At 62.4% G+C, this 24,701-nt stretch carries 18 protein-coding genes and 1 pseudogene; 8 read left to right on the forward strand and 11 right to left on the reverse strand.

All coding sequences use genetic code 11. The features are described 5' to 3' along the window. Window position 1: 1 nt before the first annotated feature. Window positions 2-2,008, reverse strand: a complete 2,007-nt coding sequence (locus tag BM177_RS04920; protein ID WP_244532119.1) for a pseudouridine synthase — start codon at window positions 2,006-2,008, stop codon at window positions 2-4. A gap of 176 nt (window positions 2,009-2,184) precedes the next feature. Here BM177_RS04920 and BM177_RS04925 point away from each other — a divergent pair, with 176 nt between their 5' ends. The 3 genes from BM177_RS04925 (at window position 2,185) to miaA (ending at window position 4,831) form a co-directional block, all read left to right on the forward strand. Next, the gene (locus tag BM177_RS04925; RefSeq protein WP_425284369.1) at window positions 2,185-2,673 is read left to right on the forward strand and encodes a nucleoside deaminase; all 489 of its coding nucleotides are present in this window, start codon (window positions 2,185-2,187) and stop codon (window positions 2,671-2,673) included. Window positions 2,674-2,858: 185 nt separating this feature from the next. Then, entirely contained in the window at window positions 2,859-3,827 is a 969-nt protein-coding gene (ispH, locus tag BM177_RS04930; RefSeq protein ID WP_091679066.1) for a 4-hydroxy-3-methylbut-2-enyl diphosphate reductase, read from the forward strand. Window positions 3,828-3,853: 26 nt separating this feature from the next. Further along, window positions 3,854-4,831: a tRNA (adenosine(37)-N6)-dimethylallyltransferase MiaA gene (miaA, locus tag BM177_RS04935; protein ID WP_091679070.1), complete on the forward strand. Its 978-nt coding sequence runs from the start codon at window positions 3,854-3,856 to the stop codon at window positions 4,829-4,831. 46 nt (window positions 4,832-4,877) lie between these two features. Here miaA and BM177_RS04940 read toward each other — a convergent pair whose 3' ends face one another. Beyond that, window positions 4,878-5,699, reverse strand: coding sequence for an RMD1 family protein (locus tag BM177_RS04940; RefSeq protein WP_091679073.1), 822 nt, complete (start codon window positions 5,697-5,699; stop codon window positions 4,878-4,880). A 283-nt stretch (window positions 5,700-5,982) separates the two neighbouring features. Here BM177_RS04940 and BM177_RS04945 point away from each other — a divergent pair, with 283 nt between their 5' ends. The 4 genes from BM177_RS04945 (at window position 5,983) to BM177_RS04960 (ending at window position 12,916) form a co-directional block, all read left to right on the forward strand. Beyond that, complete coding sequence (locus BM177_RS04945) at window positions 5,983-7,743, forward strand: acetolactate synthase 3 large subunit (protein WP_091679076.1); 1,761 nt, start codon at window positions 5,983-5,985, stop codon at window positions 7,741-7,743. A gap of 4 nt (window positions 7,744-7,747) precedes the next feature. Then, window positions 7,748-8,308, forward strand: coding sequence for an acetolactate synthase small subunit (gene ilvN / locus BM177_RS04950; RefSeq protein ID WP_091679079.1), 561 nt, complete (start codon window positions 7,748-7,750; stop codon window positions 8,306-8,308). 113 nt (window positions 8,309-8,421) lie between these two features. Further along, the gene (gene ilvC / locus BM177_RS04955) at window positions 8,422-9,441 is read left to right on the forward strand and encodes a ketol-acid reductoisomerase (protein ID WP_091679082.1); all 1,020 of its coding nucleotides are present in this window, start codon (window positions 8,422-8,424) and stop codon (window positions 9,439-9,441) included. A 361-nt stretch (window positions 9,442-9,802) separates the two neighbouring features. Beyond that, window positions 9,803-12,916 (forward strand): right-handed parallel beta-helix repeat-containing protein, encoded by a 3,114-nt coding sequence (locus tag BM177_RS04960; RefSeq protein ID WP_139223514.1) that lies wholly within the window; start codon window positions 9,803-9,805, stop codon window positions 12,914-12,916. A gap of 222 nt (window positions 12,917-13,138) precedes the next feature. On the opposite strand, the gene BM177_RS20485 is transcribed toward BM177_RS04960, so the two are convergent. Both BM177_RS20485 and BM177_RS21090 read right to left on the reverse strand, forming a co-directional pair. Then, window positions 13,139-13,687 (reverse strand): helix-turn-helix domain-containing protein, encoded by a 549-nt coding sequence (locus BM177_RS20485; protein WP_244532121.1) that lies wholly within the window; start codon window positions 13,685-13,687, stop codon window positions 13,139-13,141. 19 nt (window positions 13,688-13,706) lie between these two features. Beyond that, window positions 13,707-14,126, reverse strand: a pseudogene (locus tag BM177_RS21090) (AraC-like ligand-binding domain-containing protein); the annotation flags it as partial. A gap of 195 nt (window positions 14,127-14,321) precedes the next feature. On the opposite strand from BM177_RS21090, the gene BM177_RS04970 reads away from it, so the two are divergent. Beyond that, window positions 14,322-14,825 (forward strand): hypothetical protein, encoded by a 504-nt coding sequence (locus BM177_RS04970; RefSeq protein WP_091679091.1) that lies wholly within the window; start codon window positions 14,322-14,324, stop codon window positions 14,823-14,825. A 79-nt stretch (window positions 14,826-14,904) separates the two neighbouring features. On the opposite strand, the gene BM177_RS04975 is transcribed toward BM177_RS04970, so the two are convergent. The 7 genes from BM177_RS04975 to recA form a co-directional block, all read right to left on the reverse strand. Then, window positions 14,905-15,987 carry a YcjF family protein gene (locus tag BM177_RS04975; protein ID WP_091679095.1) on the reverse strand — a complete coding sequence of 361 codons (1,083 nt, stop codon included), beginning with the start codon at window positions 15,985-15,987 and terminating at the stop codon, window positions 14,905-14,907. Window positions 15,988-16,032: 45 nt separating this feature from the next. After that, a complete protein-coding gene (locus tag BM177_RS04980) occupies window positions 16,033-17,529 on the reverse strand; it encodes a YcjX family GTP-binding protein (RefSeq protein ID WP_091679099.1) in 1,497 nt (498 codons plus the stop codon). Between the two features lie 381 nt (window positions 17,530-17,910). Further along, a complete protein-coding gene (locus BM177_RS04985; protein ID WP_091679105.1) occupies window positions 17,911-18,978 on the reverse strand; it encodes a hypothetical protein in 1,068 nt (355 codons plus the stop codon). A gap of 53 nt (window positions 18,979-19,031) precedes the next feature. Then, complete coding sequence (locus tag BM177_RS04990) at window positions 19,032-19,550, reverse strand: SixA phosphatase family protein (protein WP_175492502.1); 519 nt, start codon at window positions 19,548-19,550, stop codon at window positions 19,032-19,034. A gap of 345 nt (window positions 19,551-19,895) precedes the next feature. Further along, entirely contained in the window at window positions 19,896-20,306 is a 411-nt protein-coding gene (locus BM177_RS04995; RefSeq protein ID WP_091679114.1) for a phasin family protein, read from the reverse strand. A 221-nt stretch (window positions 20,307-20,527) separates the two neighbouring features. Further along, window positions 20,528-23,203, reverse strand: coding sequence for an alanine--tRNA ligase (gene alaS / locus BM177_RS05000; RefSeq protein WP_091679117.1), 2,676 nt, complete (start codon window positions 23,201-23,203; stop codon window positions 20,528-20,530). Between the two features lie 287 nt (window positions 23,204-23,490). Next, window positions 23,491-24,567 (reverse strand): recombinase RecA, encoded by a 1,077-nt coding sequence (gene recA, locus BM177_RS05005; RefSeq protein WP_091679119.1) that lies wholly within the window; start codon window positions 24,565-24,567, stop codon window positions 23,491-23,493. Window positions 24,568-24,701 lie beyond the last annotated feature (134 nt).

Here is a 24,701-nt window from a genome sequence, read left to right on the forward strand (position 1 = left end):
CTTAACGCTTGCCGCGAGGGTTCCCCGGTCCTGGCTTCGCCTTGCGCCCGGGGGCCTTCGAGCGGCCGGAATCGTTCGAGTCGCGAGGGCCGGCGAAGCGGCCGGGTTTTCCAGCGCCTCCGGACTCCTTCGATCCGAATTTTCCTTTCGCCGGCAAAGGCCGCTTCGGCGGGCCGCCCGGCCCCGATCGTTTGCGCGCGCGCTCGCCTTCCGGCTTTGGCTCAAAGCCGGTTTCGCCGCGCTGCATTGCAAAAGCCCGCGCCGCCGGCTTGCGGAAGGGCTTTCCGGCAAATTCCGGCCGGGCCGATTTGCCTTCGGCGAATCCTGGAGCCGCCGCCTGATGCTGCGCCGATCGTCTTCGTTCGGGGGCGGCGCCGTCGCGGCGTCCGGGGGCGCCGTCCCTGCGTCCGGGTGATTCCGCGCGGGCGCGGCCCTTAACCGGTTTATCGCGGAAGCGCGGCGCCGCGGCCGGGTCTCGATCCTGAGCTTTGCGTTCCGCCTCAAACCGCCGTCCGTTGCGCGTCGCCGGCCTGTCGCGTCCCTTGCCTTGCGGCGCCGCCGGCACGAGCCGCTCAACGTGAACCATCCGCCCGCTGCGATCGGCGGTTTCGGCGCGTTCGATGCGCTTGCGCCCTCCGGTCAGACGTTCGCCCTCTCCCGCGCGCAAGACGGACACATGTTTGCGGGGGCCGGGGGCTGGCCTCCCTCTCGTCTCGGCGTTCGCGCCACGCTCAGCCTGCGGCGAGGGTCGACCCCGCTCCTTGGCCGGACGGTGCTCGCCAGGCTCTTCGCGGGGGCGATCCCGCCCGGGCGGGCGCGTCTCCCTGTCGGGCGAGGAATGGCTGTGCGCGCCGCCCGCGCGTCCTTTCGCCAAATGTTTTTTTGCCAAATGTTCTTTTGCAAACGGCGACCCCGGGTGCGCCTGCAAGACGAGTCTGGAAGGCTCAACGTCTGCATCCTCGCGGGAAAAATCGGCTCCGGCTTTCGCGGCCAAAGGTCCGAGCTGGTCGCGCAGAACCCTCGTTCGCACCTCTTCGACCACGCCTTCGACAATTTCACCAAGCTGAAATGGCCCAAAGGAGACCCGAATCAGGCGATTGACCTGCAAGCCGATATGTTCGAGCACCCGTTTGATCTCGCGGTTCTTGCCCTCGCGCAGCGCGATGGTGAGCCAGGAATTCGCCCCCTGCTCGCGATCGAGCGTCGCCTCGAGTCCGGCGTAATCGACGCCCTCGATCGTGAGGCCGCCGCGCAGACCGTCCAGCACGCTCTGGTCGGTCCCGCCCTTGGCGCGGACCCGGTAACGCCGGAGCCAGCCGGTGGACGGCAGCTCGAGCAGCCGGGCGAGACCGCCATCATTGGTCAGCAGCAGAAGACCTTCGGTGTTGATGTCGAGCCTGCCCACGCTGATCACGCGCGGGCCTTCCGGCCAGGACTCGCGAAGATGATCGAAAATCGTCGGGCGACCCTCGGGATCGTGTTCCGTGGTCACAAGTCCGCGAGGCTTGTGAAACAGAAAAAGACGCGTCGGCGCCCGGCGCGCGAGGGGTTCGCCATCGACCGTGATTTCGTCGGCGCCGCTGACGTTGATCGCCGGATCGATGAGAATGGCGCCGTTGAGCGTGACCCGACCCTCGGCGATCCAGACCTCCGCGTCGCGGCGCGAGCAGGCGCCGGCGCGCGCCATGACCTTGGCGATCCTCTGCGGCGCGGCGGGGGCGTCGCCGCCGGCTTGAGCGGTCAGCGTCAGAACGGGCTTGCGCGGATTGGCGGGGCGGTCCTCGCCTTTATCCAGGTTCTGCCGCTCATCCCCGCCGGACCTGGGCGTCGGCCGCCGTTTGTCCGCCGCGTCGCGCCTGTCCTTTTTTGGAAATGCAGGTTTTGAAAACGAAGGCTTTGGAAACGGAGATTTCTTGCCGAGAGGCGGGCGCGGCCGGGCGCCCGCCTCTCGAGACGGTTCCGGCCCGGTTTCGCGGCCCTTCGCGCGAGCACCGGTCGACGAGGACAAACTGCCGGGCTCAGGGTCGCCAGAGCGAGGCGGACGGGCCGTCCGCCGGGAAGGAGGCCGTTTTTTGGTTGGATCGTAGCGCATGACTCCTGTTAACAGCATTCGAGGCGAAAAGGGAACTCGACTCAAAGCTCCACCGCGCCAGGCGCGCGACGAAAAGCTTTCGCAACGTAGAAATAGGGGAGGGAAGTCGTGCGCCGGACCCTGAGGCTTTGACCCAAAATCGGAGCGATCCCCTTTCCCTTGCTTTTTTCGAAGCTCGCGCCGCCATGGAGCGAAGCGAAGTGCCTGTCGGCGCCGTCATCGTCCGGGAGGGCGCGATCGTGGCGAGCGCCGGCAATCGCACCCTGCGCGACCGTGATCCGACCGCGCACGCCGAACTGCTTGCGATTCGCGCCGCCTGCCGGACGTTGGACACCGAACGGCTCACCGGATGCGATCTCTATGTGACGCTCGAGCCCTGCGCGATGTGCGCCGCGGCGATTTCCTTCGCGCGCCTGCGGCGTCTCTACTGGGCCGCCGGCGATCCCAAGGGCGGGGCGGTTGAACATGGTCCGCGCTTCTTCGCGCAGCCGACTTGCCATCACAGGCCAGAACTCTACGGCGGCATAAGGGAAAGCGAGGCTGCTGAAATGCTACGCGCGTTTTTCGCCACACGGCGATAAGTCCTGAAGCCGGCGAGGCCCCTCTTGTCTTCGGAAGCAAGCCCGAAAATCATTTTTTAAATTTGTGCCGAAGCAAGAATGCTTCATTCATGCGCGAGGCGTAACCGGCTTCGGGGGGCATGGGGCGGACTTGACAGTCAAAGCGCCAAACTCCTAAACGTGGTCGTCCTCGAGCCAAGCGCCGCATGTCCGTCAAGCCGAAACTCACCGTTTACCTCTGCGCTCCGCGCGGTTTTTGCGCGGGGGTCGTGCGCGCGATCGACGCCGTCGAGGAAGCGCTCCGGATTTACGGCGCTCCGGTCTATGTCCGCCACGAGATCGTTCACAACAAATATGTGGTGGAGGGGCTCAAGGCGAAGGGCGCGATTTTCGTCGAAGAGCTTGACGAAGTTCCGAACACGGCGCAGCCCGTCATCTTTTCCGCGCATGGCGTTCCAAAGGATATCCCCGCGGAGGCCGAGTCACGGAACATTTTCGCCATCGACGCCACCTGTCCGCTGGTGACGAAAGTGCATCGCGAGGCGGAACTGCATCACCGGCAGGGACGGCAGGTTCTTCTCGTCGGGCATGCCGGTCATCCGGAGGTGGTCGGCACCCTTGGTCAATTGCCGCCCGGCTCCATCGTGCTCGTCCAGACGCTGGCCGATATCGCCGATCTGGAATTGGCGGACGAGGGCAAGCTGGCCTATGTCACGCAAACGACTTTGTCGATCGACGACACGCGCTGCATGGTCGACGCGCTGAAGCGCCGTTTTCCGAAAATCGTCGGTCCGCATCGCGAGGATATCTGCTACGCGACCACCAATCGCCAGGAGGCGGTGAAACGCGTCGCGCCGACCGTCGACGCGATGCTGGTCGTCGGCTCGGCGAATTCGTCGAATTCGCAACGGCTCAAGGAAGTCGCCGAGCGCTCCGGCTGCAAGCTGGCCCGGCTCGTGCTGAGGGCCTCCGACGTCGAGTGGGAGCTGTTCGACGACATTACGTCACTCGCGATCACCGCCGGCGCCTCCGCGCCCGAAATTCTCGTCGAAGAGATCATGGACGCCTTCGCCCTGCGTTTCGATCTTTCCATCGAGACGGTTTCCACGGCGGACGAAGGCGTTTTCTTTCCGCTGCCGCGCGAATTGCGCTCTCCCGCGGGATCGGCCGCCTGAGGCGGATCCAGACCGGATCCTTTCCCGTGAAAGCCATTTCAGCAATTTTGCTCGCCGGGCCGACGGCGAGCGGCAAGTCGGCTCTGGCGCTGCGGCTCGCCTGCGCTTTCAACGGCGTGCTGATCAACGCGGATTCCATGCAGGTCTATCGCGACCTGCGGCTGCTGACGGCGCGCCCCAGCGAGGCGGAAGAGGCGCAGGCGCCGCACGCTCTTTTCGGCCATATCGACGGGGCGCTGAATTATTCGGTCGGGCTTTGGCTGAAAGACGCGGCCGGCGCCCTTGAAGACGCCAGGCGGCGAGGGCTTTTGCCGATTTTCGTGGGCGGGACGGGACTTTATTTCAAGGCCCTGACGCAGGGGCTCTCCGACATTCCACAGGTGCCCGAAGACGTCCGCGCAAGGGTGCGCGCGCGGGCGCAAAATGTTCCTGTCGAGGTTTTGCATGCGGAGCTTGGAAGGCGCGATCCGGACATGGCCGCGCGCCTGCGGCCGACCGATCCTCAGCGGATCTTGCGCGCGCTCGAAATTCTCGAGACGACCGGAAAAAGCCTCGCCTCGTTCCAGATCGAACGCGAGCCGCCTGTTCTTGACGCATCGGGCGCGCTCGCGCTGTTTCTAGCGCCCGGCCGGGAGATCCTCGCGCAAAGGATCGACGCGCGTTTCGACGCCATGCTGCAGGCCGGCGCTCTTGAGGAGGCGAGGGCGCTGCGCCGGCGCGGCCTCGACCCGGCGCTCCCGGTAATGCGCGCCCATGGAGCACCCCGCCTGATCGCATATCTCAATGGCGAATTGTCCCTGGCGGAGGCGGCGGCGAGCGCCAAGCTTGAAACCCGCCAGTACGCCAAGCGGCAATTCACCTTCGCGCGAAGGCAATTGCCATTGTTTCGTTGGGTCACGGAGCAGGAGGCCGAAGCGCAGGCGCGAGCCGCGCTTGTTAGAGCGCTTTCCGATCGCATGACGTCATGCGATCGATCAGAAATCGCTCCAGAGTCAAAAGCTTGAGCATAGTCTTCTCGATTGGATTGATTCAATCCGATCGGAATATGCTCTAATGTCGGCCGGTGAGGATCTGACCGATGGTGATGACGATTTCAGCGACGATCAGCACCACGATCGTCGCCTCAAGCCGGGTCGCGCGATCGGCGTCGATCATATCGGTGAGGATGCGGGCGGTCTCGACGATGGTGTCGAGTTTGCGTTTGAGGGTTTCGGCGCGCTCCTTCAATTCATATTCGTCTTCGAGCCGCGCGTAGAGGCGCTCAAGGTCCGGGCGATCCCAGAGCACGTCCGGTTTTTCCTCGACGGCGACGCGGCCGGACACCCGATGCTGCACGAGGAGGGTCTGGCCGATCAATTTCAGCATCGAGCGCCGGTTCCAGGGCGGGCGGCCGTTGCGCGCGAGATTGGCGGCGAAGGGTTCGATCGTATCGAAGACCGAATTGACTTCCCGTTCGTCGCGACCGAGGGACACCGTCTTGGCGAGGGCGTCGGCGACGACGAGGAGACGCTGCTCGGAAAGGTCTTTCATCGCGATGGCGCCGCCGGGCGGTATCCTGTCGTCGAAATCGGGCGAGATCTCGAGCATCGCGGATTCGTCGTCGACGTGCTCATGCGGTCCGGAGACCCGCAATTTCACCTGTTCGAGCACATTGTCTTCTTCCAGCGGCGAAAGGCCGATCATCACCGCGACGCCGAACCGGTACAGCGCGACGAAACCGTTGGCGCCCGCGTGAAAGGCGAGCGGCGTCGCCGAAATCATATCCGAGCGCTCAAGCCCCGCGGCGTCGATGCGGTCGCCAAGCAGCAGCGCCCGGGCGGTGACGCGGCGAACCGCGATCTGAGCTGGAGCCGAAGACATTGAATTTGGCATAGGGCTGTTCTAACCGACGACCCGAAGGTTTGGAAGCGCGTCCGCCGTCTCGTTCAAGCCGCGTTCAACGGATCTATTGACCCGGAAACCCGTATCCCTTAAGAAACAATCTTCCCAATATGAGCGTGATCCGTGAAAGAATTGGTTATCGTACCTTTTGCGCCGGAGGCGGGACGGAGCTAGGCTCCGGAACCCCGATCCTGGCGCTCGTCCGAAGGCCCTCCGGGGCCTTTTTTTGTTGCCCGATTGTCCCAAGCCGAACGTTAAAGGCCGGAGCGAAGACATGTCCAATCTGATGACAGGCGCGGAAATGGTGGTCCGGGCGTTGCAAGACCAGGGCGTCGACACGATTTTCGGCTATCCGGGCGGCGCGGTTCTGCCGATCTACGACGCCCTGTTTCATCAGGATCAGATCAAGCACGTGCTCGTGCGCCATGAGCAGGGAGCGGCGCATGCCGCCGAGGGCTATGCGCGCTCCAGCGGAAAGGTCGGCGTTCTCCTCGTGACGTCGGGGCCAGGGGCCACCAACACGATCACCGGCCTCACCGACGCCTTGATGGATTCGATCCCGCTCATCTGCATCACCGGACAGGTGCCGACCCATCTCATCGGATCGGACGCCTTCCAGGAATGCGACACGGTCGGCATCACCCGGCATTGCACCAAGCACAATTATCTCGTCCGCCAGGTCGAGGATCTCGCGCGCATCCTGCACGAGGCGTTCTACGTCGCGCAGAATGGCCGTCCGGGGCCGGTCGTCATCGACATCCCGAAGGACGTCCAGTTCGCGCTCGGAGCCTACCTGCTGCCCGACAGGATCGAACACAAGACCTACAAGCCGAAGCTCGACGGCGACGCCGACAAGATCGCGCAGGCAGTCGCCATGATGGCGACGGCGAGGCGCCCGATTTTCTATACGGGAGGCGGCGTCGTCAATTCCGGCCTGGAGGCGTCTTCCTTGCTCCGCGAACTCGCGGGACTGACCGGCTTTCCGGTGACCTCCACCCTGATGGGGCTTGGCGCGTTTCCGGCCAGCGACAAGCAATGGATCGGCATGCTCGGCATGCATGGGACGTTTGAGGCCAACAACGCGATGCACGACTGCGATCTGATGATCGCCGTCGGCGCCCGCTTCGACGATCGCATCACCGGACGGCTCGACGCGTTTTCGCCGGGGTCGAAGAAAATTCACATCGACATCGATCCGTCCTCGATCAACAAGAACGTCAAGATCGATCTCGGCATCGTCGGCGATTGCTCCCACGTGCTGAGGCAGCTGGTCGACGCCTACCGGGCGCAGGGCAAACAGCCGGACGCCGGGGCGCTCGCCAGATGGTGGGCGCAGATCGACAAGTGGCGCGCCCGCCGCTCGCTCTCGTTCAAGGCCTCCGACACGGTGATCAAGCCGCAATACGCGGTCCAGCGCCTTTACGAACTGACCAAGAGCCGCGACGTCTACATCACGACCGAAGTCGGACAGCATCAGATGTGGGCGGCCCAGCATTATCATTTCGATGAGCCGAACCGCTGGATGACCAGCGGTGGATTGGGAACGATGGGCTACGGCCTTCCGGCCGCGATAGGCGCGCAAATGGCGCATCCTCAGGCGCTCGTCATCGACATCGCGGGGGAAGCGTCGATTTTGATGAACATCCAGGAAATGTCGACCGCCCTGCAATATCGCCTGCCGGTCAAGATCTTCATTCTCAACAATGAATACATGGGGATGGTGCGGCAATGGCAGGAGTTGTTGCACGGCGGCCGCTATTCGGAAAGCTACTCGGAGGCGTTGCCGGATTTCGTCAAGCTCGCCGAAGCCTATGGCGCGCACGGAATTCGCTGTTCTGATCCAGCCGACCTCGACGCCGCGATCATGGAGATGATCGACATTCCGCGCCCGGTGATTTTTGACTGCATCGTCGACAAGACCGAAAATTGCCTGCCCATGATACCGTCGGGCAAGGCGCACAACGAAATGATCATGCCCGACGAAGACGCCGATATGGGGACCATGATCGACGCCCCCGGCAAGATGCTGGTGTAACGACATGAACGCGCCTTCCGCTCCCTCCGCTCCGCTCTCGCCCTATTCGTCCGCGCTCGGCAAATCGAACATCGAGGTGCATACGTTGTCGGTGCTCGTCGACAACGAACCCGGCGTTCTCGCCCGCGTCGTCGGACTTTTTTCCGGGCGTGGATACAACATCGAAAGCCTCACCGTCGCTGAGGTCGCGCACGCCGAACATCTTTCGCGGATCACCATTGTGACGTCCGGAACGCCCGAGGCCATCGAGCAGATCGGCCATCAGCTGGAGCGCCTCGTGCCGATCCACAAGGTGACTGATCTGACCCTGCGCGGCGGCGCTGTCGAGCGCGAACTCGCAATGATCAAGGTCGCCGGAAAAGGCGCCTGCCGTGATGAAGCCTTGCGGCTCGCCGACGCCTTCCGGGCGAGGGTGATCGACGCCTCGATCGAAAGCTTCGTCTTCGAACTCACCGGCAATGTGGGCAAAATCGATCAGTTCATCGACCTCATGCGCCCGATCGGCCTCGTCGAGGTGGCGCGCACCGGCGTCGCCGCGATCTCGCGCGGGCCAAATCCGATCTAGCTTTCGCGCCGAACTCGCGCGTACGCGCCGCGCGCTTTGACCGCGGCGCGGCCGCGGTGTAGAGCGTCACGAAATTCACGCTGCCTAGAGTCATCAAGGGGAAACGTCACGCCATGCGCGTCTATTACGATCGGGATGCCGACATCAATCTTATCAAGAGCAAGAAAGTCGCGATCATCGGCTTTGGAAGCCAGGGTCATGCGCACGCTCTGAACCTCAGGGATTCCGGCGTCAAGGACGTCTGCGTCGCCCTGCGCGAGGATTCGGCGACCGCAAAGAAAGCCGAAAAGGAAGGCCTTGACGTGAAGAGCGTCGCCGACGCCGCCAAATGGGCCGACGCCGTCATGATGCTCGCCCCCGACGAATTGCAGCGCGACATCTACCGCGATCATCTCAGCAAAAACCTCAAAGAGGGCGCGGCGCTGTTGTTCGCCCATGGCCTGAATATTCATTTCAATCTCATCGAGCCGCGCGGCGACCTCGACATCCTGATGGTCGCGCCGAAGGGCCCCGGCCACACGGTGCGGTCGGAGTACAAGCGCGGCGGCGGCGTGCCCTGCCTCATCGCCGTCGAGCGCAACCCGTCCGGCAACGCGCTTGATCTTGGCCTATCCTACGCCTCGGCGATCGGCGGCGGCCGCGCGGGCATTATCGAGACGACCTTCCGCGAGGAATGCGAAACCGATCTTTTCGGCGAGCAGGCGGTGCTCTGCGGCGGTCTCGTCGAACTGATCCGCAACGGATTCGAGACGCTCGTCGAGGCCGGCTATGCGCCCGAGATGGCCTATTTCGAATGCCTTCATGAAGTGAAGCTCATCGTCGACCTCATCTACGAGGGCGGCATCGCCAACATGAATTATTCCGTGTCGAATACCGCGGAATACGGCGAATACGTCACCGGCCCGCGCATTGTGACGCCGCAGACCAAGGCCGAGATGAAGCGCGTGCTGACCGATATTCAGTCCGGCCGTTTCACCCGGGACTGGATGCTCGAAAACGAGGTCAGCCAGACTTCGTTCAAGGCGATGCGGGCCAAGGCTGCTGCGCATCCGATCGAGGAAGTCGGGGCGCGGCTTCGGGCGATGATGCCCTGGATCGGCGCGAACAAGCTTGTGGACAAGGATAAGAATTAAGCGCTCTTCCACTCCGCCGCCTGACTGGCGGCTTTTGACCCGGCGCGTCGTAGCGCCGGGCTTGGCGATGGTCGAACCCGATCCAGGGGAGGGCCGCCGCTTTTTGGCGGGTGGAATAGCGTCCTCGCCTCAATGATCGCCGCCGTCTCCGACGCCCGCTTCCATGTCCGCCTCAAGGCGAACGTGACGGCGCCGACATCGACGAGCAGGGTCAAGACGTTGCGCATGCCGTCCGGACCGACGCCCGCAACCCTTGCGTGTTCATGATATTGCCTGCTTGCGTGATTATTTGATCGTCTCCACCATTTCGTCGCCGCTTTTCTCCAATGAGAGGAGATCAGGCGAGGGAAGGAGTTTCTGGATGCTGATTGCGCGCCATGCGATTGCGTATCTGGCGATTGGGTGTCTGGCGATTGCCTGTCTAGCGTTGCAGCCCGTCGCCGCCTCGGCCCAGGAAAAAGACGCGAGGCCTTCGCCCGGCGTTCCGAAGGCCGACGTCTATGTCAGTCCTTCCGGCAGCGACGCCTGCAACGGTTCGCGCGCGGGGCCCGGAAAAGACGGGTTTCCGAACTGTCCGGTCGCCACGCTAGACAAGGCGCGAGCCATCATTCGCGCTAAGATCTCGGCGAATCCAGCGGCGAGCTATCTGGTTCTGTTGCGCGGCGGTCATTATTTCCAGACCGGTCCGGTGGTGTTTAATACGCTGGACAAGGTCGCGGACGCTGGCGCGAACGGCGCGCCTCAAACAAATTACGTCACCTACGCGCAATACCTGTCCGAGGTTCCAGTGATCGACGGCGGCCGTCTCGTGACCGGCTGGACGGTCCGGCCGGATGGCGTATGGACGGCCAAGGCCCCCGGAACATTTCCGGCGACCGGGGCGAACGCGGCCAATTATTTCGCCTACATGTGGGCCGAGGGGCCGGCGGGCGAACATCGCATTTGGCATCCGGTGCGGCCGCAGCGCGGCGACCACGACTGGTTTCATGTTGAGTCCGCGCAGCCAGCGACCTATGGCGCCGGCGTCCAGGTTTCGCAGTCGGCGGCATTCAACGCTTTCAGCCCGAATATCACGGTCGAGAACGGTTTTGCGTTTTGTGGCGGCACTCGGGTGCGGTTTGGCGGCGCGCCGCCCGCTCCTTTCGTGGCTGGAAAACCTTACCTCTCGATGAACTGTCCGACCAACAACACGCTGCAACTGCGCGAGGAAGGGAGCTCCGCGCGGATAATTCCGCAGGCGAGCGGATCCGCGCCGATCTATTATGACGAGGTGCGCGCGCTCTATTACGGCGACGAAAGCAATCCCATTCCGCGCGTCAATGTTTTCGGCGTCAACGCGGGCGGCAATTGCGCCGCGATCTCGGGATCCGCCGACACCGTAAGCAGCCCTGCTTTTACGGTTTCCAGAATGTCCGGCGCCGCCCCTTTCGACGCGAAAATGACCCAGATTACAATCGCGGGCGTCAGCTACACGATTGCCTCGGTCCTTGACGACTCGCATCTCGTCGTGACGTCAGACCCCGGCGTACAGAAGGGCGCGGCCTTTTCCTCGGCGCCATCGGCCGAAGCTTGCGCGAGCTGGCCGCTGACGGGCGACGAAAAGATCGAGCTTGGAAATATCGGACGGCATGTCTATCCCGTCGCGCATATCTCAGGGCAGGCGGTGACATTGACGAGCCATTCCTTCGCCGCCGTCGACTCGTCGCAGCACAATGTCTTGATCGCGGGTTCGCCGTGGCGCCGGATGAATTTCGAAACGGATTGCTGCGCGCCGGGAGAGATGTATCTCAACCGGAAGACGGGCGCGCTGACCTATCGTCCGCTCGCTGGCGAAACGCCGGCCAACACGACGATCTACGCTCCATACGCCAAGTCGCTCGTTCGGATAAGCAATTCGAGGAACGACGGTTCGCCCGTAAGCGCCTCGGCGCTGGCCGGAAACCTCAGGTTTTCAGGCCTTCAATTCAAACATACCAACACAAGCGTATTCACGCGCGAAGTCTCTCCGATGGGAGCGACAGGCGGCATGTCGGACGGGATGGCGGCCGCCTACATCGGATATCCGGCCTTCGCGCTGCTCGGATCGCATAACGTCGTCGTCGATCACGCCGTTTTTTCCGGTCTCAGCGAAGGCGCTTTCGCCGGCGTTCTTGGATCCAACTACTGGACAATCAGCAATTCGACGTTCCGCGACATAGGAACCTACGGCGTCCTCGGCGGCGGCGGATATTCCCAGTATGTTGATGGAACGTTCCGGGGAGGCGATCTGCCGCAGACGCCTTTCTGGAAGCATTATGCCGAGCAGGCCTATGGCGCCAACAACGTCAACGACGGTCATTTTACGATCTCGAACAATCGATTCGAGCAGACCGGCGTCCTGCAAAGCGGACCGGCTTCGATCGCGCTGCTCGCCTGGGATCATGCGACGGTCACGCATAATTCCGTCATCGATGCTGCGAGATGGGCGTATGTTCTGGGAATAAGCGTCATCGACAATTCGATGGCCCGGATCGAAACCAGGAGCGGCGTTTTCACCTACAATCGCGCGGATGATTGCGGAACCGAACGCACGATCTACGGCCTTCGCGTCCCCGGCGCGGGCTTGTCGTCCGATTTCGGCTGCTGGTATAGCGCGGGAAGCCTCGGCGGCGACAATGTCACGCCCTCGCATCGGACAGTGGAGCATCACAACGTCATCAACGGAGCCTGGTCGTCGAAATGGCCGACCACGCAGAGCGGATCGTTGACGCCGACGGGGTTCGACGGAGTTTCATGCTATTTCGATTTGAACACATCGTTCGGGATCGATTTCTATCAGAACATTTGTTCCGGCAGCCAAAATCGGATGCTGCAATGGACCGGGATGTGGAACGACAGTTTTCACGACAACATTTTCTATGCGAATTACACGCGCGGACTGCAGGCCACAGGCCGCGAGCCGCGGGTCGGAAACCTGATCATGTTGCCGGCAAAGCAGTTTACGACCGCCGGAACCTATTCGGGCGTTCAGCCCTGGGCGGTTTTTCAGAAGAACATCGTCTCGTTCAACATGAATGATCCCGCGAAACCCGCTTGGGTGGACGGATGGGGCGCCATTGCGGGGAACCCGGCGAACCTTGGGAAAAACTGGAGCCCTCGCGAGATTTCAACCGCAAGCAATCTCTACTACCGGGCCGACGCGCCGCTCACGCATTTCGGGCAGTCGACGCCGTTCGAGGCGTGGCAGGCCGCGCCCGATGAACATACCGGCGCGACCCAGGATATCGGCTCAATCGTGCAGAAGGATCCGAATTTCGCCGATACGAGCTGGCGCAGCCATCAGCTTTTCAAATCCAGCCCGAGCGAGGGATCCGTTTTGTGCGCCGATCGGACCCATGGCGAGCAGTATAGTCCCGCCTGCGCGCTGCCGGGCGCCTCGGCGTCGCCGGAGACGGGGTTCATGCTCTGGGATCCGACGACAGCGGGCGCGCATTAAGGCTCGAGCGCTTTCCGATCGCATGAAATCATGCGATCGATCAGACATCGCTCCAGCGTCAAAGGCTTGCGCATATTCTTATCGATTGGATTGATTCAATCCGATCGGACTATGCTCTAAGGCGTCTTCGCCAACAGGTGGGCGTGCGTGGGAGATTCGAGGCCTGTAGCGCCCACCGAAGACTTTTTCTCCGTTCGGATGGGCGAAGCATGGAGCGGCAATCTATCGGCGGAGTCGATACTCGCGTGGAGCGCAGCCGAAGTGTTGTTTGAACGAGCGGCAGAAGTGTGAGGAATCGTTAAACCCCCACCGGAACGCGATATCCGAAATGCGGTCGCCGGCATGTCTTGGGTCGGTCATTTCTTTCGCGCAATGTTCGAGCCGGCGCCGCCACACATAACGCATGAGCGACGTTCCCTCCTCGCCAAACAGGTCGTTGAGATAGCGCGCCGAGAGGCCTGCCTGCCGTGCGATCATGGAGGTGTTGAGGCCGCATTCGGCAAGGCGCTGTTCAAGCAACGCCTTGATGCGAAACATTGACGCCGACCGACTTCGCGACAAGGTGAAATTCGTCGGCCGAACCGAAGCCAGGGCCAGCGTCACCAGATCGAGCGCCGGATCGGCGATCGCCGCGGACTCTTGCGGCGTGAACGCGCCGGCGCGCAGGCCAGAGGCGCGCATGAAATTCGACGCGACCGCTCCGACGCCCTTGGAGCCGGAAATGCTGAGCGCGGCGCAATGTTCGACCCCCGCCATCCGGGTTTTGAGCACCGGCCGGGGTATCGACAAAAGGAGCTTGGAATAATCTCCGACAATGGATTCGATGCGGCCGCGTCATGTCATAAAAGGTCATGTCGCCGGGCAGAAGGACCGCCTCTTTCCCATCCTGCTCCAGAACATAATGACCGGACAGCAGGACAACGGCCAGATAGACGTCATGGCTGGGAAGCTGTGGCTCCACGCCGCGGCGCTCAAGCTCGACGCCGTTCGAATGAACGATCGACAAACGCAGATTATCCCATGAATGGATCGTTATCTCCTGGGACAGAAACTGTCTTGTCGGCGAGACGACTTCGATATCGGCGTATTCCCGGCAGATGACGTCGCGCAGCCAGCCGGCGCGATCGGCGACGGGTACGTCGTTTGTGGAGAACCGCAAAGGCGCCGCCGACTCCCGAGGCGCTGTCTTAAGGGGGAGGGGAGCGTTCATGAGCGGCTTCCTTGCGAACGGACGGCTTCGGGTATGTTGCTCTGACAGCCGCGCTCCCGCAACAGCCGCCACAGTCAAGTTTTTGTTCCGCCCCGCGCATGTGGCGCCGGGCGAAGAGAGCTAGACTGAGGTCGTTCGCGAGGGTCCGAAGCGGCCGCGCGCAAAGCTTTGTTCGATAAAACATCGGGAGCGAAAATGCCTCAAGACTCCAGACATGCCGGCAATGTGACGCTGTTGCGCGGCGCCTGCCTCTGGCTATTGGCCGCGCTGGTCCTCGCATGGTGCCTTGTTGGATTGGCTTTTGGTCTGCCGGTCTTGAAGGAGATCTTCCCCGGTAAATTCTCGCGCGTGCTTCAGGCGCATCTCGACTTTCTGGTCATGACCGCGCTGATCCTTGGTTTTTATGCAGCGAAGACGCCGCTGCCCTGGCATGTGCGCTGGGCGATGGTTGTCGGGGCTTTCACAAATTCCAGTCTGTTTCTTTTGCAGGCCGTCTTTCCGGTCGTGGACAGTCCGGCGCCTCCGAGCGGCGCGATCTACACGGTCTTTTTTCTTTATCTCATGGCCAGCCTTCTGCTCACAAGCTACGGCTTCGGCAAGGCGGCGGTCATCGTCTTCCGCTCGACGTTCGAGGCGTCGCCGGGAGTGGCCTCAAACGAGGACTCGCGTGAGCGTTCACATTCCGCTTCCGAAGCTTGAAAACTGGTTTCGTCCTTGAGCGGCTGGAGCTCTTGCTCCCGACAACCGCCCGCGTCTTCGCGAGCCGGGATTGGCGGCGTCAGCCCTTCTTGTCCTCTTTCATGTCGCCCTTTTTCTTGTCGCCCTTGGTGAACAGGAAGGGCGCGACATCGGCGACGCCCGGCGCCCGCACGATGACGAAAGGCGTCGGACGGCAAACCGCCATTGCCGAGAGTCCGACGCGCGCCGTCAAGAGCCCGTTCAGGACGCCTTCGCCGAGCCGCGCCGAAATTCTCGCGGCGATGCCATGGCCGAGGAATTGTTGCAGGATGCTGTCGCCGGCCGCCATGCCGCCGGTGATCGCGATATGGGCGCCGATCGAGCGGAGCACCTTGAGGAAGCCGAGAAATCCGGGCTTTCCGCCGTAGATCACCGAGATGCGGCGAATCAGCTGGATCGCCTGCGCGATCACGAAAATCACGTCGATGATCGCGCGCGGGGCGAGCGCCGTCACGACCGAGACGCGTTTGGCCGCCGACGCGATCTCCTGGCGCACCTGGCGGTCGAGCGGTTCGACGAGGGTGCGCTCGGCGATGTCGATGAGGTCGCTGCCGTCGACGATATCCCGGCTGAGTTCGCGCAACTGCGCACGGGCGACGGACGCGTCGGGACGCTCGGCGTAGAGATCCGATAATTCGCGGACCAGCCGGCGCGCGTCCTCGAAATCGTCGGCCTCCCGCGCTCGTGCGAGGCCGATGTGAAGCTCGGCGATACGGCGTTGCCGGTTGACCGCGCTAAATTCGCGGGCGGCGAGAACGAAGCAGGCGAGCGCCGCGATCCCCGCCAGCACAAGGCCGATGAGTCCGAGAGCCGGCGCGCGCGCGAAAAGATCGTCGATCAGGTGAGTGATCCAAAGCCCGGCGGCGAGGGAGACGAGGCCTCCGATCGCAGACCAGAAGGCGCCGCTCCAGGACATCGCCATACGAGCGAAGACGCCCTTTTTCTGCGCCTTCTCGATCGCCGCCTCGTCCAGATCGAGGGCGGTGATGGCCTCGATTTCGGCCTCGAAAGGGTCGTGCGTGGATTCGATCACCACCGGCTGGCGAGGCGTCGCCTCGCCCTGGTTGAGGTTGAGCTCGTCGAGGCGGAATGCGCGCGGCGGGCGTTTCTGGTCAGGCGTCACAGGAAAAGCCCTTTCCAAGTTCGGGTAGGTTTGTCGCCCAAGGAGTCAGGTCAGTTTGTCGCCAAGGAGGTACTGCAGCGCGCGGTCCATCCGAATATGGGGTGGGGGCAGCAAGGTTCCATCCGGAGCTCTCCTTGGCGGCGGCGGACGAAAGCGGACGAACCGGTAGTCGATTTCGTTGGCCATGATTGCGAGGGGTTCGCCGAGAAGGATCGCTTGCGGATCGCGTGGCAATTCGCCTGGAAAAATCGCGGCTTCCGACTTTCCGTCGAAAACTTCATCGCCGATACGCTCCTGATCGAGAGGCGTGCCGATGACGGCTTCCATGGGGGCTTGGCCGAAGCCGTTGACTTTTGCTTCGCGGGTCGCGCGAACCGCGGCGAGCGCGATGACGTCCACCTCCGCGCCGATCGTCTCGACGCGGGCGATCGCGCGGGCGGTGATGAGCCGCAAGATCGCCTCGAGCCTGTCGTGGCTGGTGTGGTGCAAATGATCCGCCTTGGTCGCGGCGAAAAGGATTTTGTCGATCCTTGGGCGGAACAGGTTCATCAGGAAACCGCCTCGCCCGACCCGGAAGGCCGTCAGCACATCTGTGATTGCGACTTCGAGATCGCGGATCGCGGCCGGCCCGGCATTCAGCGCGGACAGCGCGTCGACGAGAACGATCTGGCGGTCCAGTCTGGCGAAATGATCCTGAAAAAACGGCCTGATCACGTGCGTCTTGTAGGCCTCGAAGCGTCGCTCCATCATCCCCGCGAGGGAATCGGGGGCGTAGACGGCGCCCTCGTCGACGGCGAGCGGCGCGAAGGTGAGCGCCGGGGATCCTTCGAGGTCGCCTGGCATGAGGAAACGGCCCGGCGGCAGACTGGAGAAACTATATTCGTCGGCGCGGCAGGCGCGAAGGTATTGCGTGAAGAGTTCGGCCGCGCGGCGGGCGTCTTCCTCGCTTGCCTTGGCGATCGGCGTCGAGGCTCCGGCGAACTCGCGCCATTTCGTCGACAGCGGGGCCCGCGCGGCGGTGGCCGATGCTATAAAGGTTTCGCGCGACCATTGAGCGAAGGACTTATTGAGCAGCGGCAGATCGAGCAGCCATTCCCCCGGGTAATCGACAATGTCGATCGCCAGCGATTGGGGCCCCGGACGAAAGCCGCCTCTTGATTCGAAATCGAGGCGCAGACGGAGTTCGGATATCCGGCGCGTCGATTGCGGCCAATGCCGCCCTTCCGGGCCGCTGCTTCCGCCGCTGAGCGCGGCGGCATGCTCTTCATAGGCGAAGCGAGGGACGGCGTCGTCGGGTTGCGGCTCCAGGGAGCCTGCGCTGAGGCGTCCTTCCGCCCGCACCCTGAACACCGGCAAAGCATTGCGCTGCGCCCCTCGCGCCGCGGCCTTGGTTAAATGTTCGATCAGCGCCGTGATGAAAACGGTCTTGCCTGCGCGCGACAGCCCGGTGACGCCCAGCCGGACATGCGGACCGACGGCGTATTCAAGCAGGTTCTGCGCTGCGGCGCGGGCTTCAAAGAAAAGGTCGGAAATGAGCGCCAAGTGTCGGTCCCGGTGGTTTTCGAAAAGGAGAGTTTGGGTTGTCTAGAGCATATTCCGATGGGATTGAATCAATCCGATCGACAAGAATATGCTTAAGCTTTCGACTCTGGAGCGATTTCTGATCGATCGCATGACTGCATGTATCGGAAAGCGCTCGAGCGCAAATTTGGTTCAGATTGAATCGATCCGACGGGAGAACGCTCTGATCCGCGCGGCTTTGGACTGAGATCGCGTCGCGGCGTCGTGGCGGCATTATAAATTCATTTATGATCAATAACTTGAGAGTTTTTTGGCGCTATTGAGCAATCATAGGGAGATCAAAAACGAGCCGCGTAAGCGCCGGTCGTGAAAAAGCCGCCGCCGCCGCGGGCGCGCCGGCTTTCAGGGAGGAGGCGGCGCGGGGGCCTGAAGGGCTGCGGTTCGAGCCGCCTCCAGCGCCACGGCCTGATCGATGAGGTCTTTGCGAACCGACAATGGTCCGATTTCCACTCCGGCCATATTGCGCATTAGAAGCGGAAGGTTCGTTCCCGGCGTTCCATCTCGGGAAAAGAGATTCAAATCTTCGTCTGGACTGGACGCCAGCCCTTCGATCGCCCTTATGGCGTAGTTCAGGAGCCTTTGACCTTCGCTCGGGCAGGGAGCGCCGCGCGTCTCCGGAGGCCCGGGCGAATCAAAAAGTTCGATCTTGATGGGCGCGTGGTCCAGCGCGCGTTCCCCCATGCCGACCGCTATTTCGGGCGCGCGCATCAAGCTGACCGTCCGGGTCGGCACTCTGGAACGGTAGAAGGTTGACGCCGTCTTGTTGGCGGGCTTCTCCGCGCTTGCGGCCCGGCTGCCGGTGAAGCCCGGCCGGTGCGAGGCCAGCCATCGCGCGCGGAGCGTGTTGCCGATCCCGCGCGTTGCGATCCAGGTGAGGGAGGCGGTCTTCGAGACGTTTCGTTGAGCTTTGGCGCGATTGCCGAGGAAGACAGCTGATTCGCATTGCGCTGGGGCCCAACGGGAAAGGATCGCCTTCGCCGAATGCAGCCCGTAGTTGAGATAATAGCGGCGCAGCAGCATGGCCGCGACAATCGCGCCTTCCGAGGCTGAGGCGAAAGCGACGTGCCCTTCGGCGTCGGCCGCGAGTTCTCCCGTCCAGCCGGCCCGCTTCACGCACCAGTAATTGTTGAGCTTGACGCATCGCGGGACATTGGGGACATCGTCGGCAAGGGCCGCATCATGAGGAAACGTCAGATTGTCCGCCGACTGAGCTTTCCAGTTGCTCACCGAGCGGTCGGCTGGCCGGAACACCGGGAGAGCCGCCGCGGGAGGCGGCTGTTGCAAGACCTCCCCCGCAACGGCGCCGATGCCGCTGGCGCCGCCCGGCGCGCCGGCCTCGGACAAGCCGGGCCATTCGGCCGGGCCGCCGCTTATCGCCGCGAGCGCCAGGGCGAAGATCTCGGGACTCATCCACCTGCCTCTTTGAAGGGAGGGCTAAGCAACATCTGTTTCGCTTTCGATGTTCAGGAATTGGACAATGTCGCGAGCGTCACGAAACGGTCAAGCCATCCAGGACATGACGCCGCGTCGCTCCAATCCTCGCAGGCGAAATCGATGACCGCAAGGCAGGGCGCGGGAAAATGTCTGCGAATGGCGGCGAGGCTCCCGGCGTCGCCGTCGCTCGCCCTGGCGCTGGCGAACTCGCCAAGGGCGGGATTGTGCGCCACAATCAGCAGGCTTTTTACGCCGCTGGGCGTTTTGGCGAGGACGCCGTCGATGGCGCTCACGGCCGCATTGTAGAGCGAGGGTTCGGACCAGCGGGCGACGGGCTTCGGAATCTGCTGTTCGACGATGTCGAGCGTCTCACGCGTGCGGAAGGCCGGCGAGAATAAAATGCGGTCTGGCGAAAGTCTCGACGTGCGCAAATATTCCCCCATCCGGGCGGCGCCAGCGCGTCCGGACGGCGTCAGAGGCCGCAGAAGATCTCCGCCGGTGGCGTAGGTCGCAGCCTCGGCGTGTCGCAGAAGAAGGAGCCGAAGCATGGACAAATCGGGGCAAGATTTCGGGATCGCCGTCTCAAGGCTTGCGTCCTTTTTCATACTTTTGGCGCATTAAACAAGGGCTTCACCCTTTTCACGCGCTTTCACCACCCAGATGCGTCGAAACGAGGCGAGCGGAGCGCCAGGATTTCGACATTCAGGGTTTCAGAAGAAAGCGCACAGCGCCGGCAATGTAAATCGGACCAGCCTGGACGGCGTATGCCGAGGCGGCGGGCTGGGCATAGTCCGATTGGGTTGAATCAATCCAATCGAGAAGACTATGATCAAGCTTTTGACTCTGGAGCGATTTCTGATCAATCGCATGACTTCATGCGATCGGAAAGCGCTCTAGACTTTTCTCACCGAATCGGAAAATCGTTCGACATTAGAGACTGCCGATTGGCCGACTTCCTCAGCCGAGCGAATGGCCGTGCTCACGGATTTCAACCAGGCTTCCTGATAGGATTTCGTTATTTCCAAAGGCAAGGTTGACATCAATTCGCCCAGGCGGCGGGTGTATTGACCTGCGTGCTCGAAGGCTTCCTTGACGAAATTGGTCTGTATTGTGACTATTTCCTCGACGCCGTGAGCGCCGCGGAGTTTTTCCAGGGTCTGAGTGGCGTGTTCAAACGATTCTTTTGACATCTGCGCCACTTCGCCGGCAAACGCCTGTAAGTTTTTCGTTGTTGCAGCCATTCCGGAAACGGCTTCTTCCATCCCGGTTTTTCCGGCCGATAGCCGTTCGTCTTGCTGGGTCATCAGGCGTTACTCCGTTGCAATCAACCCGGATACGTTGCCACTCCCCTTATTGAACGAACAAGTTGCTCTTCAGTTCCTTCGCTCTTGCGAGATCCTTTGCTGTCCCAAGGATCCTTTGTCGTCCCAAGATCCCTTTGCCGGAGGAGATCCTTTACCGTCCCGAGCGGCTTTAAAGCTTGTCGAACTTAAGGGTTTGGATCCTGGCTTTGCGCGAGCCTCCGCTACGCCCCCTGGCCGCTCAGACCTTCGCAGACCGCCGCAAGCGCAGCTTCGGACGCGGCGCTGTCCGGGCCGCCGGCTTGCGCGAGATCACGGCGGCCTCCGCCGCCCTTTCCGCCAAGTTTGAGCGCCGCGGCCCGAACCAGTTCGACGGCGTCGAAGCGCCCAGTCAAATCCGGGGTGACGCCGACGACGATCCCGGCCCTGCCGTCAGCATCGACGCCAACGATGGCGACGACGCCGGAGCCGATTCCCTGCTTTGCTTCGTCGGCAAGCGATTTCAAATCTTTCATCTCGATTCCGGTCACGGTGCGCGCGGCGAACTTGACGCCGCCGACCTCGCGCGTCTGTCGGGCCCCCGCGTCGTCGCCGCCCATGGCCAGTTTTTTGCGCGCGTCACTTAACTCCCGCTCGAGTTTCCGGCGCTCATCGATCAAGCCGGCGAGTTTCGCCGCGGCGTCTTCGTCCGGCGTCTTCAGCAGCGCCGCCACCTCGTGAAGACGGCGCGTCTGGAGGTTCAGATGGCGCCGCGCCTCGACCGCGGTCTTGGCCTCGATGCGCCGCACGCCTGCTCCGACGGCCGATTCCGAGACGATCGTGATGAGACCGATATCGCCGGTGCGCGCGACATGCGTCCCGCCGCAGAGCTCGATCGAGAAGGGGACGGGTGCGGCGTCGCCGTTCTCGGGGGTCTGCGCAAAGCCCATTGAAACGACCCGGACCTCGTCTGCGTATTTTTCGCCAAAAAGGGCTCTTGCGCCTGCATTGATCGCGTCTTCGACGGCCATCAGGCGCGTAGCGACCGGCGCGTTCTCGAGGATCGTTTTGTTGGCGATGTCCTCGACCCGCGCGAGTTCCTCCGCCGAAATCGGTTTGGGATGAGCGAAGTCGAACCGTAGCCGGTCGTCGGAGACAAGCGATCCCTTCTGGGCGACGTGGTCGCCGAGGACGAGACGGAGAGACTCGTGCAGCAGATGAGTCGCTGAATGGTTGGCGCGGACGGCGGTTCTGCGCGCGTGATCGACGATCAATTCGACGGCGAGTCCCGCCTTGACTTCGCCGGCCTCGACAAAGGCGTCATGCACGAAAAGGTCGCCGAGCTTTTTGCGCGTGTCGCCAATCCGCACCCGCAGGTCTTTGGTCTGAAGAATGCCGGCGTCGCCGATCTGTCCGCCGGATTCGCCATAGAAAGGCGTTTGATTGAGAATGACCGAGCCGCTTTCGCCAGCGCGCAAGGCGTCGACCTCGACGCCGTCCTTGACCAAGGCGAGCACGACGCCTTCCGCCCGTTCGGCGTCATAGCCCAGAAAATCGGTGGCCCCGGTTTTCTCCTTGAGAGCGAACCAGATTCTTTCCGTTCCGGTCTCGCCGGAGCCTGACCATGATTTGCGGGCCTCGGCCCGCTGGCGCGCCATGGCGGTCTCGAAACCCTCGACGTCGACGTCAATGGCGCGCGCCCGCAAGGCGTCCTTGGTAAGGTCGAGCGGAAAGCCGTAAGTGTCGTAGAGCTTGAACGCGACATCGCCCGGCAATGCATCTCCCTGCGAGAGATCGCGGACGGCCTCGTCGAGGATCGACAGGCCGCGCGCGAGCGTTTCGCGAAAGCGGGTTTCTTCGAGGCGAAGGGTTTCGATGATAAGGGGTTCGGCCCGCAAAAGCTCGGGGTAGGCCTGACCCATCTGTTGCGAAAGCACCGGAACGAGCTTCCACATCAAAGGATCGGGGGCGCCCAGCATTTGCGCGTGCCGCATAGCCCGGCGCATGATGCGGCGAAGCACGTAGCCGCGCCCCTCGTTCGACGGCGAGACGCCATCGGCGACGAGAAAGGCGGAGGCGCGAAGGTGGTCGGCGATGACCCGGTGGCTCGCCTTTTGCGGGCCGTCGGGATCAACCCCGGTCGCGGCGCCGACCGCGATGATCAGCGCGCGCATCAGGTCGATGTCGAAATTGGATTGCACCCCCTGAAGGAGCGCAGCGATCCGTTCAAGCCCCATGCCCGTGTCGATCGACGGCTTTGGAAGGGCCACCCGTTCGCCGGGCGAGACCTGTTCAAACTGCATGAAGACGAGATTCCAGAATTCAAGGAATCGGTCGCCGTCTTCGTCGGCGCTCCCGGGCGGGCCGCCTTGCAGCTTGTCGCCCTGATCGTAGAAAATCTCCGAACAGGGGCCGCAGGGGCCGGTGTCGCCCATCGACCAGAAGTTGTCGGAAGTCGCTATCCGGATGATCCTCGAATCCGGAAAGCCCGCGATCTTCCGCCAGAGTTCGAAGGCCTCATCGTCATCATGATAGACGGTGACGAGCAGGCGGTCCTTCGAGAGCCCGAACTCTTGCGTGATCAGCTTCCAGGCGAGTTCGATCGCGAGCGGCTTGAAATAGTCGCCAAACGAAAAATTGCCGAGCATTTCGAAGAAAGTATTATGCCGTGCGGTGTAGCCGACATTGTCGAGATCATTATGTTTGCCCCCCGCGCGCACGCATTTTTGCGCCGTCGCCGCGCGGGAATAGGGCCGCTTTTCCTGGCCGGTGAACAGGTTCTTGAATTGAACCATGCCCGCGTTGGTGAACATCAACGTCGGGTCGTTCCGGGGAACCAACGACGACGATTGTACGATCTCATGGCCGTTTTTGGCAAAAAAGCTGAGAAACGCGGACCGGATCTCGTTGACGCCGTTCATTCATGATGTCCAGTTTTTGCCGATGTCCAGATTTTTGGCGGCGGCGCGATTGTCCATCTCGCAGGCGAATTCTAGAGCTGCGGCGTGCGCCCCGCGCCTTCACGTCTGAGTTAGCAGGTCTATTTCAAAAAACTTCCCGGTCAAGGCAAGATTAGTTTTGGGGCGCGAAAAGACCGATGTCGCAGCCATCCCGATCGGGGCCGCGACGCGCGTTTTCGTTCACTTGAGATTTCATTTGGGATTTCGCACGCGGGAGTCACGCGGACATGGACTTCAGGCGCCGAATTTCAAGCGCCTGACGCGTCATCGGACTCCTCGGCCTGGTCGAGGATCCGGTCCGCGATCAGGCCCGAGTTCTCCCGGATCGCCTGTTCGATGCGATCGGCGATCAACGGATTGGCCCGAAGGAAAGCCTTGGAGTTTTCGCGGCCCTGTCCAAGGCGTTGACTATCGTAGGAAAACCATGCGCCTGATTTCTCGACGATGCCCGCCTTCACGCCGAGATCGATGAGCTCGCCGGTCTTCGAGACGCCTTCTCCGTACATGATGTCGAATTCGACCTGCTTGAAGGGCGGCGCGACCTTGTTCTTGACGACCTTGACGCGGGTCTGGTTGCCGATGACTTCATCGTGGTCCTTGATCGAGCCGATCCTGCGGATATCGAGGCGGACGGACGCGTAAAACTTCAGCGCGTTGCCGCCGGTCGTCGTTTCGGGGCTGCCGTACATGACGCCGATCTTCATCCGGATCTGATTGATGAAAATGACCATCGTATGGGATCGCGAGATCGAAGCCGTAAGCTTGCGGAGCGCCTGGCTCATGAGCCGCGCCTGAAGCCCGGGCTGGCTGTCGCCCATCTCGCCTTCGATCTCCGCGCGGGGGGTCAGCGCCGCGACCGAATCGATGACGAGCACGTCGATGGCGCCGGAGCGAACCAGCGTGTCGGTGATTTCGAGCGCCTGTTCGCCGGTGTCGGGCTGAGAAACCAGAAGGTCTTCAAGGTTGACCCCGAGTTTTCGCGCGTAGACCGTGTCGAGCGCGTGCTCGGCGTCGACAAAGGCGCAAACCCCGCCTTTTTTCTGCGCTTCGGCGATCACATGCAACGTCATCGTGGTCTTGCCGGACGATTCGGGGCCATAAATCTCGATGACCCGGCCGCGCGGCAGGCCGCCGACTCCAAGGGCGATGTCGAGCCCGAGCGAGCCGGTCGGCACGGTTTCGATTTCGACGGCCTTCTGGTTCTTGCCAAGGCGCATGATCGAGCCTTTCCCAAAGGCTCTTTCGATCTGCGACAGGGCGGCGTCGAGCGCCTTGGTCTTGTCCACGGAAGTCCCTTCAACAAGGCGAAGCTTCGCTTGAGTCATTGATGTCATTCTTTCTGGCATGAGCGGGGCTGGTGCGCAACGGGAGCTGCGATGACGTTAAATGTACATGATTTGTTCTCATCCGCAAGCCGTTTCCGATCAAAAAATCCCGTTTGCGATCAAGCGGCGACAGT

This window comes from Methylocapsa palsarum (genome assembly GCF_900114285.1).
GTDB classification, from domain to species: Bacteria; Pseudomonadota; Alphaproteobacteria; order Rhizobiales; family Beijerinckiaceae; genus Methylocapsa; species Methylocapsa palsarum.